Here is a 15,939-nt window from a genome sequence, read left to right as displayed (position 1 = left end):
GTCTGCGGGCAAAACGCGCGAAAGTCACTGCTGCGGTGCATACACCGACGCCGCGTCGGGTTGCGCGGGGAATTGCGGGAATTCGCCTGCCGCCGCCGTCGGCGCCACCTGTGGACTGCCCTTCGCCGGGGGGCGGGGCGGTCCCCTGTGTCCATCCCGCGACAGGGGGCGGCGCATGCTGGGACAATGGCGGGTTGCTTTGCCCTCTTCCTGCGCTGTCCGCGCCATCCCCCACGCCATGTCCGAACTGACCGTTTCCCCCGCCGTTGCCGCCCCGAAGGCACCGAAGCCGCTGACCGGCTACCGGCCCTACTGGGCCAAGCGCTTCGGCACGGCCAAGTTCCTGCCGATGAGCCGCGCCGAGATGGACGCGCTCGGCTGGGATTCCTGCGACATCATCCTCGTCACCGGCGACGCCTACGTCGACCATCCGAGCTTCGGCATGGCGGTGATCGGCCGCACGCTCGAGGCGCAGGGCTTTCGCGTCGGCATCATCGCGCAGCCCGACTGGCACAGCGCCGAGGCCTTCAAGGCGCTGGGCAAGCCCAACCTGTTCTTCGGCGTCACCGCCGGGAACATGGACTCGATGATCAACCGCTACACCGCGGACCGCAAGATCCGCAGCGACGACGCCTACACGCCGGGCGGCGAGGGCGGCAAGCGCCCGGACCGCGCCTCGCTCGTCTACGCGCAGCGCTGCAAGGAGGCCTGGAGCGAGGTGCCGATCGTGCTCGGCGGCATCGAGGCCTCGCTGCGCCGCATCGCGCACTACGACTACTGGCAGGACAAGGTGCGCCGCTCGATCCTGGTCGACTCCAAAGCCGACCTGCTGCTCTACGGCAACGCCGAGCGCGCGCTGGTCGAGGTGGCGCACCGCCTCGCGCGCCGCGAGCCGGTGGAGCACATCACCGACGTGCGCGGCACCGCCTTCATGCGCCGCACCGACGATCCGAGCGCCGCGGGCTGGTTCGAGATCGACTCCAGCTCGGTGGACCTGCCGGGGCGCATCGACGCGCACATCAACCCCTACCAGACCACGAGCGAGCAGGCCGAGGCCCAGGGAGAGACTTGCGCGAAGGAGCAGGGCGGCGAGGCCAAGGCCGACGCCGACGGCTACCAGAAGATCCACTTCGTGGCGGCTCCGAAGCCCAGCGGCAAGATCAAGATGCCGCCGCGCGAGAAGAGCGTGATCCGGCTGCCGGACTACGAGCAGGTGAAAAGCGACCCGGTGCTCTACGCGCACGCCAACCGCGTGCTGCACCTGGAGACCAACCCCGGCAACGCGCGCGCGCTGGCGCAGCGCCACGGCGACCGCGACGTGTGGATCAACCCGCCGCCGATCCCGCTGACGACCGCGGAGATGGACCACGTCTTCGACCTGCCGTATGCGCGCGCGCCGCACCCGTCCTATGCCGACGAGAACGGCAGCCATGAGGGTGCGACCAAGATCCCCGCGTGGGAAATGATCCGCTTCAGCGTGAACATCATGCGCGGCTGCTTCGGCGGCTGCACCTTCTGCTCGATCACCGAGCACGAGGGCCGCATCATCCAGAGCCGCAGCGAGGACTCGGTGATCCGCGAGATCGAGGAGATCCGCGACAAGGTCAAGGGCTTCACCGGCGTGATCTCGGACCTGGGCGGACCGACCGCGAACATGTACCGCATCGGCTGCAAGAGCCCCGAGATCGAGGCCGCCTGCCGCAAGCCGAGCTGCGTCTACCCGGATGTGTGCCAGAACCTGCTGACCGACCACGGGCCGCTGATCAAGATGTACCGGCGCGCGCGGGCGCTGCCCGGCGTCAAGAAGATCTTGATCGGCTCGGGCCTGCGCTACGACCTGGCGATCAAGTCGCCCGAGTACATCAAGGAGCTGGTGACGCACCACGTCGGCGGCTACCTGAAGATCGCGCCCGAGCACACCGAGGGCGGGCCGCTGTCGAAGATGATGAAGCCGGGCATCGGCACCTACGACCGCTTCAAGCAGCTGTTCGAGAAGTTCAGCGCCGAGGCGGGCAAGAAGCAGTACCTGATTCCCTACTTCATCGCGGCGCACCCGGGCACCACCGACGAGGACATGATGAACCTCGCGATCTGGCTCAAGCGCAACGGCTTCCGCGCCGACCAGGTGCAGACCTTCTACCCGAGCCCGATGGCCACCGCCACCGCGATGTACCACTCGGGCAAGAACCCGCTGCGCAAGGTCACGCGCGACAGCGAGGCGGTGGACATCGTGCGCGGCGAGCGCCGGCGGCGCCTGCACAAGGCCTTCCTGCGCTACCACGACCCGAACAACTGGCCGCTGCTGCGCGAGGCCTTGAAGGAGATGGGCCGCGCCGACCTGATCGGGAATGGAAAACATCACCTGATCCCGACCTGGCAGCCGATGAGCGATGGCGGCTACGAGAGCGCACGGCGCAAGAACTCGACGCTCGCGGGTGCGAAGGCGGCCAAGCCGACGGTCGCGAAGGCCGAGGCCGCGCCGCGCGGCGGCAGCGGTGTCGCGCCGAAGAAGGGCCGGCTGCTGACGCAGCACACTGGGCTGCCGCCGCGCGAGACCGGCGCGGCGACGGGCAAGCCGGCGCACGGCACGGCAGCGGCCCGATCCGGGCGAGGGTCGCCGGCCGGGCGCCCCGCACCGCGCAAGGCGCGCTGACGCCGGCTGCGCCGCCCGTCACACGGCGGTCGTGATTCCCCGGTAGGTGTCGCGTCCGGGCGGCGGGTACCATCGTTTCCTGTCCGGAAGGCCCGCTTGCGGCAGGAGGCGGCCCCGGTTCCACGACAGGGAAGAGGGGGGATGACGATGAGCGAAACCGTGAACCCGCCGGCGCAGGCCGGGGCCGGTGCGGAGGCCGCCGTGGCGCCGGAGCCGAGGACGGCACGCACGCGCGGCTCGCGCCGTGTCGCCCCGCAAGCCCGCGTCGAGCCGCCGCGCACCGAGGCGGATCTCGCCCGCCACGAGTCGGACAAGGCCGCCGACGCCGCGCGGCAGGTGCTGCTGAGTGCCACGCAGGATGTGCTGGATCGCGCGCGCGAGTGCGGCGCGAGCCTGAAGGACGTGGCGCAGTCGTTGCGGGCGCTGCTCGAGGGTGCTTCACCCGACGACGCGGCGCTGCTGCGGCACGCGCTGGAGCAGCCGGTGGCGGTGCGCCGCGGCAGGGGCCGCCCTGCGGACGAGACGCTGGCGCCGGGCTGGCGCGAGGGCGCCTACCCGTATCTGAACCGGCTCTCGCGCAAGAGCTACGAGAAGCAGAAGTACCAGCTCCAGGTCGAGCTGCTCAAGCTGCAGGCCTGGGTCAAGAGGACCGGCCAGCGCGTCGTGATCCTGTTCGAGGGCCGCGACGCCGCGGGCAAGGGCGGCACGATCAAGCGCTTCATGGAGCACCTCAACCCGCGCGGCGCGCGCGTCGTCGCGCTGGAGAAGCCCAGCGAGGTCGAGCGCGGCCAGTGGTACTTCCAGCGCTATGTGCAGCATCTGCCCACCGCCGGCGAGATCGTGCTGTTCGACCGCAGCTGGTACAACCGCGCCGGCGTCGAGCGCGTGATGGGCTTCTGCAGCAACGAGGAATACATCGAGTTCATGCGCCAAGCGCCCGAGTTCGAGCGCCAGCTGGCGCACAGCGGCGTGCAGCTGATCAAGTTCTGGTTCTCGGTCAGCCGCGAGGAGCAGCGCCGCCGATTCAAGGAGCGCCAGACCCACCCGCTCAAGCAGTGGAAGCTCAGCCCCGTGGACCTGGCCTCGCTCGACAAGTGGGACGACTACACCCGTGCCAAGGAGGCGATGTTCTTCCACACGGACACCGCCGAGGCGCCGTGGACGGTGATCAAGTCGGACTGCAAGAAGCGCGCGCGCCTGAGCGCGATGCGCTACGTGCTGCACAAGCTGCCCTACGCGAAGAAGGACCTCGACCGCATCGGCGCGCTCGACCCGCTGATCGTCGGCCGTGCCAGCGTGATCCACGAGCGCGGCGAGCAGGGCCCGCGGTTCTGAGCCTGCGCGGGGAACAACCCCGCCTTCGGCCCGCGTGCCTCAGGCCGGCGGCCCCGCACGCCGCAGCGCGTCGGCCACCTCGCCGCGCAGCCGCCGCAGCGCGGCGAGCTCCGCGTCCGGCGCCTGCACGGTGAACCACAGCACGCCCACGAGCGCGTCGGCCGTCGCGTCGAGGTCCACCGGCTTGTCGCTCGCGACCGCGTCCCACAGCACGTGCTCCATCGGGCCGAACACGAGCGTGCGCAAGAGGCGCAGCGGCACGTCGCGGCGGATCTCGCCGCTGGCCTGCCCGCGCGCGAGCAGGTCCATCAGCGGCGCGGTGTAGCGCCGCTGCAGCGGCTGCACCGCCTCGCCGAGCTCCTGCCCCTTGGCGCGGCCCTCCGACAGCACCAGCGCGCACATGCCCTTTCCATGGGTCAGGAACAGCCGCAGGTGCGTGCGCACGATGAACTCGAACTGCGCGCGCAGCGGCGCCTCGCGCGGCAGGCCGCCCTCCATCGCCGCGATGATCTCGTCGTACCAGTCGCCGATCACGCGCACGCACAGCTCGCGCTTGCCGCGGAAGTAGGTGAAGACGGTCGCCTCCGACACGCCGAGGCGCTGCGCGATCTCGGTGGTCGTCGCGCGCTCGTAGCCGCGCTCGGAGAACACCTCGCGGCTCGCGCGCAGGATGTCGCGCACGCGCTGCTCGGACTTCGCGCTCGCCGGCGCGCGGCGGCGCACCGGCGTCTCGTCGGGATCCGGCCCGCGAGAGGCCGCTTCGCTTCGGATCGAACTCATGCCCGCGATCTTACCCGTGCCGACCGCGGAGTTGAGGATCTCTCAATTCCGGCTTGCGGCACCTGCCGGCATCTCCTATGCTCTCTCCTGCATCGAGGAAACGGGCGGGATCCGGCGCGGCTTCGAAAAGGCTTCCGGTCCCGGTGTTTTCCCTGATTTCTGAGTAGTTCTCAAGTCCGTCCGGGGACCCGCCTCCCCTCCACGACAAAGACCGCAGGAGACCGCCATGTTCGAATCCACCTTTTCCTTCCCGCTCGGCGAGGACATCGCCGCGCTGCGCGACGCGGTGCGCGACTTCGCGCAGAACGACATCGCGCCGCGCGCGGCCGAGATCGACCGTGTCAACGAGTTCCCGGCCGACCTGTGGCGCAAGATGGGCGAGATCGGCGTGCTCGGCATGACGGTCTCCGAGGAATACGGCGGCACCAACATGGGCTACCTCGCGCACATGGTGGCGATGGAGGAGATCAGCCGCGCCAGCGCCTCGGTGGGCCTGTCCTACGGCGCGCACTCCAACCTGTGCGTCAACCAGATCCACCGCAACGGCAATGCCGCGCAGAAGGCGAAGTACCTGCCGAAGCTCGTGAGCGGCGAGCATGTCGGGGCGCTGGCGATGAGCGAGCCCAACGCCGGCTCCGACGTGGTGAGCATGAAGCTGCGCGCGGATAAAAAAGGCGACCGCTACGTGCTCAACGGCAGCAAGATGTGGATCACCAACGGCGGCGACGCCGACACGCTGATCGTCTACGCGAAGACCGACGTCAACGCCGGCGCGCGCGGCATGACGGCCTTCATCGTCGAGAAGGGCTTCCAGGGCTTCACGCACGGCACCCACCTCGACAAGCTCGGCATGCGCGGCTCCAACACCTACCCGCTCTTCTTCGAGGACTGCGAGGTGCCCGAGGAGAACGTGCTCGGCGGCGTGGGCAACGGCGCGAAGGTGCTGATGAGCGGGCTGGACTACGAGCGCGCGGTGCTGTCGGGCGGGCCGCTCGGCATCATGGCCGCTTGCCTCGACGTGGTCGTGCCCTACCTGCACGAGAGAAAACAGTTCGGCCAGAGCATCGGCGAGTTCCAGTTGATGCAGGGCAAGCTCGCCGACATGTACACCACCTTCCAGGCCTGCCGCGCCTACGTCTACGCGGTCGGCCAGGCCTGCGACCGGGCGGACCATGCGCGCACGCTGCGCAAGGACGCCGCGGGCGCGATCCTGTATTCGGCCGAGAAGGCGACCTGGATGGCCGGCGAGGCGATCCAGGCGCTCGGCGGTGTGGGCTACACCAACGAGTACCCGGTGGGCCGCCTGTGGCGCGACGCCAAGCTCTACGAGATCGGTGCGGGCACCAGCGAGATCCGCCGCATGCTGATCGGCCGCGAGCTCTTTGCAGAGACGAACTGAAGGACCGCGCGATGCAAGCCCTGACCAGCAAGATCAACACGCGCAGCGAGGAATTCCGCGCCAACGCCGCGCAGATGCGCGCGCTGGTGGACGACCTGCGCACGAAGGCGGCGCAGGTCGCGCTCGGCGGCGGCGAGGCCGCGCGCGCCAAGCACGTCGCCCGCGGCAAGCTGCTGCCGCGCGAGCGCGTGGACCACCTGCTCGACCCCGGCACGCCCTTCCTCGAGATCGGCCAGATGGCCGCCTTCGGCATGTACGGCGACGAGGCGCCGGCCGCCGGCGTGATCGCCGGCATCGGCCGCGTGCAGGGGGTCGAGTGCATGGTGGTCGCCAACGACGCCACCGTGAAGGGCGGCACCTACTACCCGATGACCGTGAAGAAACACCTGCGCGCGCAGGAGATCGCGATGCAGAACCACCTGCCGTGCATCTACCTGGTCGACTCGGGCGGGGCCTTCCTGCCGAAGCAGGACGAGGTCTTCCCCGACCGCGACCACTTCGGCCGCATCTTCTACAACCAGGCCAACCTGTCGGCGATGGGCATCCCGCAGATCGCCGTGGTGATGGGATCGTGCACCGCGGGCGGCGCCTACGTGCCGGCGATGAGCGACGAGACCATCATCGTCAAGAACCAGGGCACGATCTTCCTCGGCGGCCCGCCGCTGGTGAAGGCCGCGACCGGCGAGGTGGTCAGCGCCGAGGACCTCGGCGGCGGCGACGTGCACACGCGCGTCTCGGGCGTGGCGGACCACCTGGCCGAGAACGACAGCCACGCGCTCTTCATCGCGCGGCGCATCGTCGCCAACCTCAACCGCCGCAAGCCCTCGCAGCTGGCGCTGCAGCCCGTGGAAGAGCCGCTCTATGACCCGGAGGAGATCTACGGCGTCATCCCGCTCGACACCCGCAAGCCCTACGACGTGCGCGAGATCATCGCGCGCGTGGTGGACGGCTCGCGCTTCGACGAGTTCAAGGCCCGTTACGGCACCACGCTCGTCACCGGCTTCGCGCACCTCTACGGCATGCCGGTGGGCATCGTCGCCAACAACGGCATCCTGTTCGGCGAGTCGGCGCAGAAGGGCGCGCACTTCATCGAGCTGTGCGCTCAAAGGGGCATCCCGCTCTTGTTCCTGCAGAACATCACCGGCTTCATGGTCGGGCGCAAGTACGAGAACGGCGGCATCGCCAAGGACGGCGCGAAGATGGTCACCGCGGTCGCGACCGCGCAGGTGCCCAAGATCACGGTGCTGATCGGCGGCTCCTTCGGCGCCGGCAACTACGGCATGTGCGGCCGGGCCTACTCGCCCAGGTTCCTCTGGATGTGGCCCAACAGCCGCATCTCGGTGATGGGCGGCGAGCAGGCCGCGAGCGTGCTCGCGACCGTGCGGCGCGACGGCATCGAGGCCAAGGGCGGCGCGTGGAGCCGCGAGGACGAGGAAGCCTTCAAGTCTCCGATCCGCGAGCAGTACGAGGCCCAGGGCCATCCCTACTACGCCACCGCGCGGCTGTGGGACGACGGCGTGGTGGACCCGGCGCAGACGCGGCGCATGCTGGGGCTGTCGCTGTCGGCCTCGCTCAACGCGCCGATCGAGCCGACGAAGTTCGGCGTGTTCCGCATGTGAGGAGCCGGCCATGACCCTGCACTTCAAGACCATCGAGATCGAGCAGCGCCCGCACGGCGTGATCTGGCTGTGGATGAACCGGCCGGAGTTGCACAACGCCTTCGACGAGCAGCTGATCGCCGAGCTCACGGGCGCCTTGCGCGCGCTCGACGCCGACGCCGGCACGCGCGTGCTGGTGCTCGCGGGCCGGGGAAAAAGCTTCTCGGCCGGCGCGGACCTGAACTGGATGCAGCGCCAGGGCGCGGCGTCCTTCGAGGAGAACCTGGCGGACGCGCGCCACCTCGCCGGGCTGTTCCGCACGCTGTCCGAATGCCGCAAGCCGACCGTCGCGCGCGTGCACGGCGCCGCGCTGGGCGGCGGCATGGGCCTGGCGTCGGCCTGCGACATCTGCGTCGCCTCCGAGCGCGCGGTGTTCGCGACCTCGGAAGTGAAGTTCGGCCTGATCCCGGCGGCAATCAGCCCCTACGTGATCCGCGCCATCGGCGAGCGCCAGGCCTACCGCTACTTCCAGACGGCAGAGCGCATCCCGGCGGCGCGCGCGCGCGAGCTCGGCCTCGCGCACGAGGTGGTCGAGCCCGAGGCGCTCGACGCCGCGGTGCAGCAGATCGTCGACGCGCTGCTCGCCGGCGGGCCGCTGTCGCAGGCGGCGGCCACCGACCTGATCCGCGCGGTCGCGAACCGGCCGGTCGGCGACGAGGTGGTGCTCGACACCGCCGAGCGCATCGCGCGGCTGCGCGCGACACCCGAGGCGAAGGAGGGCCTGGCCGCCTTCCTGGAAAAGCGCTCGCCGGGCTGGATGGGCTGAAGGAGACCAGAGCATGTTCACGAAGATCCTGATCGCCAACCGCGGTGACAAGGCCGGCGCAGCCGGTCTTGCGGCGAAGCCAGATTGCCTGATGCGCGCGGCGCATGAAGGCGATTTCAGCCCGATGGAGACGAGCCATGTTTGACAAGATCCTGATCGCCAATCGGGGTGAAATCGCCTGCCGCGTCATCAAGACCGCGCGCCGCATGGGCATCGCCACGGTGGCCGTCTATTCCGAGGCCGACGCCAACGCGCGCCACGTGCGCCTCGCCGACGAGGCGGTGCTGATCGGCCCGGCCGCCGCGCGCGAGTCCTACCTCGTCGCCGACAAGATCCTGGAGGTCGCGCGCCAGACCGGCGCGCAGGCCGTCCATCCCGGCTACGGCTTCCTGTCCGAGAACGAGGACTTCGCCGAGGCCTGCGAGCGCGCCGGCATCGTCTTCATCGGTCCGCCGGCCTCGGCGATCCGCGCGATGGGCTCCAAGTCCGCTGCGAAGGCGCTGATGGAGAAGGCCGGCGTGCCGCTGACGCCCGGCTACCACGGCGACAACCAGGACCCGGCCTTCCTCGCGGCCGAGGCCGAGCGCATCGGCTATCCCGTCCTGATCAAGGCCAGCGCCGGCGGCGGCGGCAAGGGCATGCGGCGCGTCGACAGGCCGGCCGAGTTCGAGGCGGCGCTGGCCTCGTGCCAGCGCGAGGCGGCCAACGCCTTCGGCTCCGACCACGTGCTGGTCGAGAAGTACGTGCTGCGCCCGCGCCACATCGAGATCCAGGTCTTCGGCGACACGCAGGGCCACTGCGTCTACCTGTTCGAGCGTGACTGCTCGGTGCAGCGCCGCCACCAGAAGGTGCTCGAGGAAGCCCCGGCGCCCGGCATGACGCCCGAGCGCCGTGCCGCGATGGGCCGGGCGGCGGTGGAGGCCGCGAAGGCGGTCGGCTACGTCGGTGCCGGCACCGTCGAGTTCATCGCGAACCAGGACGGGTCCTTCTACTTCATGGAGATGAACACGCGGCTGCAGGTCGAGCACCCGGTGACGGAGATGATCACCGGGCTCGACCTCGTCGAGTGGCAGCTGCGCGTCGCCGCCGGCGAGCCGCTGCCGCTGCGCCAGGAGCAGCTCGCGATCCACGGCCATGCGCTCGAGGCCCGCATCTACGCCGAGGACCCCGACAAGGGCTTCCTGCCCTCCACGGGAAAGCTGCTGCACCTGGCTCCCCCGCCCGAGAGCGACCACGTGCGGGTGGACACCGGCGTCGAGCAGGGCGACGAGATCACGCCGCACTACGACCCGATGATCGCCAAGCTCATCGTCTGGGACCTCGACCGCGAGCGGGCGCTGGCGCGCATGCGCGCGGCGCTGGCGCAGTACCGCGTCGTGGGCGTGGCCAACAACGTCGAGTTCCTGTCGAGGCTCGTCACGGCGCCCGCGTTCGCCAATGCGGACCTCGACACCGCACTGATCGAGCGCGAGCAGGCGGTGCTGTTCCCGCAAGGGCGCGAGGTGCCGCAGGAGGTCTGGGCGCTCGCGGCGCTGGCGGAACTGCAGCGCGAGGCCCGGGTCGCCGAGGCGGCCGGGCGGCACAGCGCGCAGCCCGCCTCGCCCTGGAACCGGCTCGACGGCTGGCGGCTGAATGCACGCGCGCAGCGCACGCTGTCGATGCGGCTCGGCGAGCTGCAGCAGCAGGTCGGCGTGAGCTACCTGAAGGACGGCCACGAGCTGTCGATCGGCGGGCAGCGCCTGTTCGTGCGCGGCACGCTCGGCGAGAACGGCCGCATCCACGCGCAGCTCGGCGAGCGGCGCGTCAGCGCGGCGGTCGTCATCAGCGGCGAGAAGAGGCACGTCTTCTTCGAGGGCGGCGCCTGGGGCGTGGTGCTCGTCAACCCGCTGCATGCCGGCGGCGCCGGCGACGACCCGGCCGGCGGCCTGAAGGCGCCGATGCCCGGCAAGGTGATCGCGCTGGTCGCATCGGCCGGCAGCACGGTCGAGAAGGGCGCGCCGCTGCTGGTGCTGGAGGCGATGAAGATGGAGCACACGATCACTGCCCCCGCGAAGGGCCTCGTGAAGGCCTTCCACTTCGCGCCGGGCGACCAGGTGACGGACGGCGTCGATCTCGTGGACTTCGAGGTGCAGGCATGAGCGCGGCGGCTGAAAAGGTCCGCATCGTCGAGGTCGGGCCGCGCGACGGGCTGCAGAACGAGAAGCAGCCGGTGCCGACGGCGGTCAAGCTCGAGCTGATCGAACGGCTCGCCGCCGCGGGGCTCAGGGACATCGAGGCCACCGCCTTCGTGTCGCCGAATTGGGTGCCGCAGATGGGCGACCACGCCGAGGTCATGGCCGGGCTGCCCTCGGCCGAGCGCTTCCCCGGTGTGAACTACCCGGTGCTCGCGCCCAACATGAAGGGCTACGAGGCGGCGGTGGCGGCGGGCGCGAAGGAGGTGGCGGTGTTCGCGGCGGCCTCCGAGGCCTTCTCGCAGAAGAACATCAACTGCTCGATCGAGGAATCGATCACGCGCTTCGAGCCGATCCTGCTCGACGCGAGGCAGCGCGGCGTGCGCGTGCGCGGCTACGTGTCCTGCGTGGTCGGCTGTCCCTACGAGGGCGCGATCGATCCAGGGAGGACCGCCGAGGTCGCGCAGCGGCTCTTCGAGCTGGGCTGCCACGAGGTCTCGCTCGGCGACACGATCGGCGTCGGCAACCCGCGCACGATCCTCGCGATGCTGGAGGCGGTCGCGAAGCGCGTGCCCGTCGAGAAACTCGCCGGCCACTACCACGACACCTGGGGCATGGCGATCGCGAACATCCACGCCTCCTTCCAGTTCGGGCTGCGCACCTTCGACAGCTCGGTCGCGGGCCTCGGGGGCTGCCCCTATGCGAAGGGCGCCTCGGGCAACGTCGCGACCGAGGAGGTGGTGTACCTGCTGCACGGGCTCGGCGCCGACACCGGCGTCGACCTCGACGCGCTGGTGGACTGCGCGGCGTGGATCGGCGGCTTGCTGCAGCGCCCGCCCTCGCGCGTCGCCGCGGCGCGGCGCGCGGGCCGGGCTGCGAACTGCGCCTGATCTCCGCGCCGTTGCGGCGCTACCACGCCGCCCCACCGGGGCGCGGGGAGGCCGCGGGCACCTGCACCGCAGCCGGCACGCCGAATGCGGTAGGCTAACCGGATGTCCGAACCCGGAAGTCTCCGCCTCGAGCGCGGCGCCGCGGGCGACCGGCTCGTGGTCGCCGGCGACTGGACGCTCGACCACCTGCCGCGGCTGCTCGGCGCGGCACGCGCGCTCGCCCCGGGCGACGCGGGGGCGCGGGCGATCGACGCGCGCGGCCTCGGCCGCCTCGACACCGCCGGCGCGAGCCTGCTGCTCGAGCTCGGCGCCTCGCCCGAGGGCGCCGACGGCTCGTGGAGCGAGCCGCAGCGCGCGCTGCTCGCGGCGGTGGCGCGCGCCGGCGAAACGCCGCCCGCGCATGCCGCGCCGACCAACGGCCTTGCCGACGTGCTGGCCCATGCCGGCCGCGCGGTGGCGACCTTCGTGCGCGACACGCTCGCGCTGCTCGGCTTCGTCGGGCTGATCCTCTCGGCGCTCGCGCGCACGCTGCCGCGGCCGCGCCGCTGGCGCGTGACCTCGCTCGTGTTCCACATCGAGCAGGCCGGGCTCGACGCGGTGCCGATCGTCGCGCTGCTGAGCTTCTCGATCGGCGCGGTGGTGGCCTTCCTCGGCGCGACGGTGCTGCGCGAGTTCGGCGCCACCGTGTTCACGGTCGAGCTGCTCGGCATCTCCTTCCTGCGCGAGTTCGGCGTGCTGCTGACCGCGATCATGGTCGCGGGGCGCTCCGGCAGCGCCTTCACCGCGCAGATCGGCTCGATGAAGGCGCGCGAGGAGGTCGACGCGATCCGCACGCTCGGCCTGTCGCCGATCGAGGTGCTGGCGCTGCCGCGCGTGCTCGCGCTGCTCGTCGCGATGCCGCTGCTGACCTTCATCGCGATGATGGCGGGCGTGTTCGGCGGCGCGATCGTCGGCATGCTCGCGCTCGACATCTCGCCGGCGCTGTTCGTCTCGCGCTTCCAGGCCACCACCGTGATCGACCACTTCTGGGTCGGCATGAGCAAGGCGCCGGTGTTCGCCTTCCTGATCGCGTCGATCGGCTGTCTGGAGGGCTTCAAGGTCTCGGGCAGCGCCGAGTCGGTCGGTGCGCACACCACCTCGAGCGTCGTGCAGTCGATCTTCACGGTGATCCTGGTCGACGCGCTCGCCGCGCTCTTCTACCTGGAGCTCGACATATGAGGGCGCCGCGCCGGGGGAGGCAGCCGTGAGCGGGCCCGCGGACCACATCATCGAGGTGCGGGGCCTGCACAACCGCTTCGGCTCGCAGGTGGTGCACGAGGGGCTGGACCTCGACGTGCGCCGCGGCGAGATCCTGGGCGTCGTCGGCGGCTCGGGCACCGGCAAGTCGGTGCTGATGCGCTCGATCGTCGGGCTCAACGAGCCGGCGGGCGGCAGCATCCGCGTCTTCGGCGAGGAGGTGCTCGGCCGCCGCGACGCGGAACGCGCGGCGCTGCAGCGGCGCTGCGGCGTGCTGTTCCAGAACGGCGCGCTGTTCTCGTCGCTGACGGTGGCCGAGAACGTGATGGTGCCGCTGCGCGAGCACCACCGCCTGTCCGAGGCCTGGCTGGAGCGGCTCGCGGGGCTGAAGATCGCGCTCGCAGGCCTGCCGGCCGCGGCCGCCGGCAAGCTGCCCTCGCAGCTGTCGGGCGGCATGGTCAAGCGCGCGGCGCTGGCGCGCGCGCTGGCGCTCGACCCCGAGCTGCTGTTCCTCGACGAGCCCACCGCCGGGCTCGACCCGATCGGCGCGGCCGCCTTCGACCGGCTCGTGCGCACGCTGCGCGACAGCCTCGGCGTCACGGTCTTCATCGTCACGCACGACCTCGACACGATCTACACCGTCTGCGACCGCGTCGCGGTGCTCGCGCAGCGGCGCATGCTCGTGGCCGACACGGTGGCGCGCGTCGAGCGTCACGACGACCCCTGGGTGCGCGAGTACTTCCAGGGTCCCCGCGGGCGTGCGGCAGCGCAGTCCGCGCTCGGCGCGCCCGCCACTGCAGGGACAATCTGAGCATGGAAACACGCGCCCACCATGTCGTGATCGGCGCCTTCGCGCTCGGCGTGGCGGTGCTCGCCCTCGGCTTCGTGCTGTGGCTGACGCGCGCCTACGCCGACCGCGGCTTCGACCACTACGACGTCGTGTTCACCGAGGCGGTCACCGGCCTGTCCAGGGGCGGCATGGTCCAGTACAACGGCATCACCGTCGGCGAGGTCGAGGGCCTGAAGCTCGCCGCGGACGACCCGCGCAAGGTGGTCGCGCGCGTGCGCCTCGACGGCGACACGCCGGTCAAGACCGACACGCGCGCACGGCTGGCGCTGCTCGGCGTCACCGGCGTCGCCTTCATCCAGCTCACCGGCGGCTCGCCGCAGAGCCCGCTGCTGGCCGCCCGCAGCCCCAAGGAGGTGCCGGTGATCGTCGCCGACCCGTCGGCGCTGTCGAAGCTGCTGAACTCGGGCGAGGACATCGCGCTGAGCGTCAACCAGGCGCTGCTGCGGCTGGGCGAGCTGCTGTCGCGCGAGAACGTGGATCGCGTCTCGCGCACGCTCGAGCATGTCGAGGCGGTGGCGTCGACGGTGGCCGGCGAGCGCGACGAGCTCGGCGCCACGATGCGCCAGCTCTCGGCGGCGACCGCCGAGATGCGCACCACGCTCGCGACGCTCAACCGCATCACCGGCACCACCGACCGGCTGCTGCGCGAGGACATCACGCGGCTCGTGGCGACCACCGAGCGCTCGGTGGCCTCGCTCGAGCGCGTCGCGGCGTCCGCCGAGCAGCTGATCGAGAACAATCGCGGGGCGATCGACAGCGCCGCGCAGCAGGGGCTGCGGCAGCTCGGGCCGGCGATGTCCGAGTTGCGCGACACGATGCGCGTGGTGCGCCAGCTGGGCGACCGGCTCAGCGCCTCGGACAACCTGCTGTTCGGCCGCGACCGGCCGGAGGAGTACCGACCCAAATGAGCGAGAAGAGGAGACATGCCGACGCATGCGCCAGGACGGGCCGCGGCGGTCGATGTGCGGGCAAGGAGGGCCTGAGACGATGACGACAAGGACTTTCGGGAATGCGGCGAGCCGTCCCGCGCCGACGCGCCGCCGGCTGGCGGGCGCGCTCGCGCTGCTGCCGCTCGCCGCGCTCGGCGGCTGCCAGGCGCTCGGCCGCCAGCCTTTCGCGGTGCTGCAGCCGCGGCCGGTGCTGCCGGCGATCTCCGGGGCGCCGGTGCGCTGGCAGCTGATGGTGGACACGCCCTCGGCCAGCGACCTGCTCGACAGCACGCACATCGCGGTGATGCCGGTCGCGGGAGTGGTGAAGGTCTACCCGGATGCGCGCTGGCCCGAGCCGGTGCCGCTGCTGCTGCGCAGCCTGGTGGTGCGCGGCTTCGAGAACTCGGGGCGCATCATCGGTGTCGGCACGCCCGCGTCCGGGCTGAGCCCGGACGTCGCGCTGGCGATGGACCTGCACGACTTCCAGATCGAGAACGCCGGAGGCGCCGCGCGCGCCGCGGTCCGGCTGCATGCCCGGCTGCTCGACCCGCGCAGCGGCCGCGTGCTCGACGCCCAGCCCTTCGTGGTCGAGGTGCCGGCGCTCGGCGAGACGGCGCAGGCCGCGCTGCCGGCCTTCGAGCACGCGCTGAGCGTGCTGATCCCGCAGCTCGTCGTCTGGACGCTGCGGGAAGGCCGCGAGCTGCCGCAGAAGAAGGGCTGAGCCGGCGGCCGTGCGCGCCGCGCTTCCTGGCGGATCAGCGCGTGCGCCAGAAGTCGCGGTGCAGCGCGGCGATCTCGTCCTCGACCTCGCTCACCGGTCCCCAGACGCGCACCGCCTTCTGGCCGCGCGCGAACACCTCGCGGCAGGGCAGGTCGAGCGTCGGGTTCTCGGCGTGGTTGCCGGTGAGCTCGAGCAGCCGCCGCTCGCTCATGCCGTAGACCAGCCGCCCGATGTGCGCCCAGTACTGGGTGCCGGCGCACATGCAGCAGGGCTCGACCGTCGTGACGAGCGTGCAGTCCCACAGGAAGTCGGCGCCGTGGTTCGACACCGCGTTGCGCGCCAGCACCGCCTCGGCGTGGTTGACGCTGTCCACGTTGCCCTGCTCGGCGAGCACCGTCTCGTGGTCCGGCGCGACCAGGATCGCGCCGAAGGGATGGCGGCCGAGCGACATCGCGCGGCGCGCGACCTCGTTGGCGCGGCGCAGCAGGCGCTGCATCTGCGCGGGCGTCGGGTCGGGGTGGCGGAAGCTCATCGGGAGGTCCTCTTCGTGT

14 protein-coding genes are annotated in these 15,939 nt (G+C 71.3%); 12 read left to right on the top strand and 2 right to left on the bottom strand.

Going from position 1 to position 15,939, the window contains the following annotated elements:
* Positions 1–238 precede the first annotated feature (238 nt).
* Both D3A59_RS04345 and ppk2 read left to right on the top strand, forming a co-directional pair.
* Positions 239–2,653, top strand: a complete 2,415-nt coding sequence (locus D3A59_RS04345; RefSeq protein WP_119153675.1) for a YgiQ family radical SAM protein — start codon at positions 239–241, stop codon at positions 2,651–2,653.
* Between the two features lie 141 nt (positions 2,654–2,794).
* Positions 2,795–3,988: a polyphosphate kinase 2 gene (gene ppk2 / locus D3A59_RS04340; protein WP_240635936.1), complete on the top strand. Its 1,194-nt coding sequence runs from the start codon at positions 2,795–2,797 to the stop codon at positions 3,986–3,988.
* Between the two features lie 39 nt (positions 3,989–4,027).
* On the opposite strand, the gene D3A59_RS04335 is transcribed toward ppk2, so the two are convergent.
* Complete coding sequence (locus tag D3A59_RS04335; protein WP_119153674.1) at positions 4,028–4,768, bottom strand: TetR/AcrR family transcriptional regulator; 741 nt, start codon at positions 4,766–4,768, stop codon at positions 4,028–4,030.
* A 226-nt stretch (positions 4,769–4,994) separates the two neighbouring features.
* Between D3A59_RS04335 and D3A59_RS04330 the strand changes: the two genes are divergently transcribed.
* From D3A59_RS04330 to D3A59_RS04290, 10 genes are all read left to right on the top strand, one after another.
* The gene (locus D3A59_RS04330) at positions 4,995–6,167 is read left to right on the top strand and encodes an isovaleryl-CoA dehydrogenase (RefSeq protein WP_119153673.1); all 1,173 of its coding nucleotides are present in this window, start codon (positions 4,995–4,997) and stop codon (positions 6,165–6,167) included.
* A gap of 11 nt (positions 6,168–6,178) precedes the next feature.
* On the top strand, positions 6,179–7,786 hold the full coding sequence (locus tag D3A59_RS04325; RefSeq protein WP_119153672.1) for a carboxyl transferase domain-containing protein: 1,608 nt from the start codon (positions 6,179–6,181) through the stop codon (positions 7,784–7,786).
* Between the two features lie 10 nt (positions 7,787–7,796).
* Positions 7,797–8,591, top strand: a complete 795-nt coding sequence (locus tag D3A59_RS04320; protein ID WP_205665116.1) for an enoyl-CoA hydratase/isomerase family protein — start codon at positions 7,797–7,799, stop codon at positions 8,589–8,591.
* A 13-nt stretch (positions 8,592–8,604) separates the two neighbouring features.
* Entirely contained in the window at positions 8,605–8,736 is a 132-nt protein-coding gene (locus tag D3A59_RS26635; protein WP_272868046.1) for a hypothetical protein, read from the top strand.
* The gene (locus D3A59_RS04315) at positions 8,729–10,729 is read left to right on the top strand and encodes an acetyl/propionyl/methylcrotonyl-CoA carboxylase subunit alpha (RefSeq protein WP_119153671.1); all 2,001 of its coding nucleotides are present in this window, start codon (positions 8,729–8,731) and stop codon (positions 10,727–10,729) included. Before D3A59_RS26635 ends, D3A59_RS04315 begins: the two co-directional genes overlap by 8 nt.
* Entirely contained in the window at positions 10,726–11,652 is a 927-nt protein-coding gene (locus tag D3A59_RS04310) for a hydroxymethylglutaryl-CoA lyase (RefSeq protein WP_119153670.1), read from the top strand. Before D3A59_RS04315 ends, D3A59_RS04310 begins: the two co-directional genes overlap by 4 nt.
* Before the next feature lie 102 nt (positions 11,653–11,754).
* A complete protein-coding gene (locus D3A59_RS04305) occupies positions 11,755–12,870 on the top strand; it encodes an ABC transporter permease (RefSeq protein WP_119153669.1) in 1,116 nt (371 codons plus the stop codon).
* A 25-nt stretch (positions 12,871–12,895) separates the two neighbouring features.
* Positions 12,896–13,699 (top strand): ABC transporter ATP-binding protein, encoded by an 804-nt coding sequence (locus D3A59_RS04300; RefSeq protein ID WP_119153668.1) that lies wholly within the window; start codon positions 12,896–12,898, stop codon positions 13,697–13,699.
* A gap of 2 nt (positions 13,700–13,701) precedes the next feature.
* Positions 13,702–14,646: an MlaD family protein gene (locus D3A59_RS04295; protein ID WP_119153667.1), complete on the top strand. Its 945-nt coding sequence runs from the start codon at positions 13,702–13,704 to the stop codon at positions 14,644–14,646.
* Between the two features lie 79 nt (positions 14,647–14,725).
* Complete coding sequence (locus D3A59_RS04290) at positions 14,726–15,388, top strand: ABC-type transport auxiliary lipoprotein family protein (RefSeq protein ID WP_119153666.1); 663 nt, start codon at positions 14,726–14,728, stop codon at positions 15,386–15,388.
* Between the two features lie 34 nt (positions 15,389–15,422).
* On the opposite strand, the gene D3A59_RS04285 is transcribed toward D3A59_RS04290, so the two are convergent.
* A complete protein-coding gene (locus tag D3A59_RS04285) occupies positions 15,423–15,920 on the bottom strand; it encodes a nucleoside deaminase (protein ID WP_240635935.1) in 498 nt (165 codons plus the stop codon).
* Positions 15,921–15,939: the final 19 nt, after the last annotated feature.

Origin of the sequence: Caldimonas tepidiphila (assembly GCF_003569765.1) — a bacterium.
Classification (GTDB): Bacteria; Pseudomonadota; Gammaproteobacteria; order Burkholderiales; family Burkholderiaceae_C; genus Caldimonas; species Caldimonas tepidiphila.
This window is presented reverse-complemented; position numbering and strand designations above follow the sequence as displayed.

Bases quoted from the DNA above. Each gene is read 5' to 3' on its own strand.
- D3A59_RS26635 (WP_272868046.1), top strand. From the start codon at position 8,605: ATGTTCACGAAGATCCTGATCGCCAACCGCGGTGACAAGGCCGGCGCA.
- D3A59_RS04325 (WP_119153672.1), top strand. From the start codon at position 6,179: ATGCAAGCCCTGACCAGCAAGATCAACACGCGCAGCGAGGAATTCCGC.
- D3A59_RS04285 (WP_240635935.1), bottom strand. From the start codon at position 15,920: ATGAGCTTCCGCCACCCCGACCCGACGCCCGCGCAGATGCAGCGCCTG.
- D3A59_RS04295 (WP_119153667.1), top strand. From the start codon at position 13,702: ATGGAAACACGCGCCCACCATGTCGTGATCGGCGCCTTCGCGCTCGGC.
- D3A59_RS04310 (WP_119153670.1), top strand. From the start codon at position 10,726: ATGAGCGCGGCGGCTGAAAAGGTCCGCATCGTCGAGGTCGGGCCGCGC.
- D3A59_RS04335 (WP_119153674.1), bottom strand. From the start codon at position 4,768: ATGAGTTCGATCCGAAGCGAAGCGGCCTCTCGCGGGCCGGATCCCGAC.
- ppk2 (WP_240635936.1), top strand. From the start codon at position 2,795: ATGACGATGAGCGAAACCGTGAACCCGCCGGCGCAGGCCGGGGCCGGT.
- D3A59_RS04305 (WP_119153669.1), top strand. From the start codon at position 11,755: ATGTCCGAACCCGGAAGTCTCCGCCTCGAGCGCGGCGCCGCGGGCGAC.
- D3A59_RS04290 (WP_119153666.1), top strand. From the start codon at position 14,726: ATGACGACAAGGACTTTCGGGAATGCGGCGAGCCGTCCCGCGCCGACG.
- D3A59_RS04315 (WP_119153671.1), top strand. From the start codon at position 8,729: ATGTTTGACAAGATCCTGATCGCCAATCGGGGTGAAATCGCCTGCCGC.
- D3A59_RS04345 (WP_119153675.1), top strand. From the start codon at position 239: ATGTCCGAACTGACCGTTTCCCCCGCCGTTGCCGCCCCGAAGGCACCG.
- D3A59_RS04320 (WP_205665116.1), top strand. From the start codon at position 7,797: ATGACCCTGCACTTCAAGACCATCGAGATCGAGCAGCGCCCGCACGGC.
- D3A59_RS04330 (WP_119153673.1), top strand. From the start codon at position 4,995: ATGTTCGAATCCACCTTTTCCTTCCCGCTCGGCGAGGACATCGCCGCG.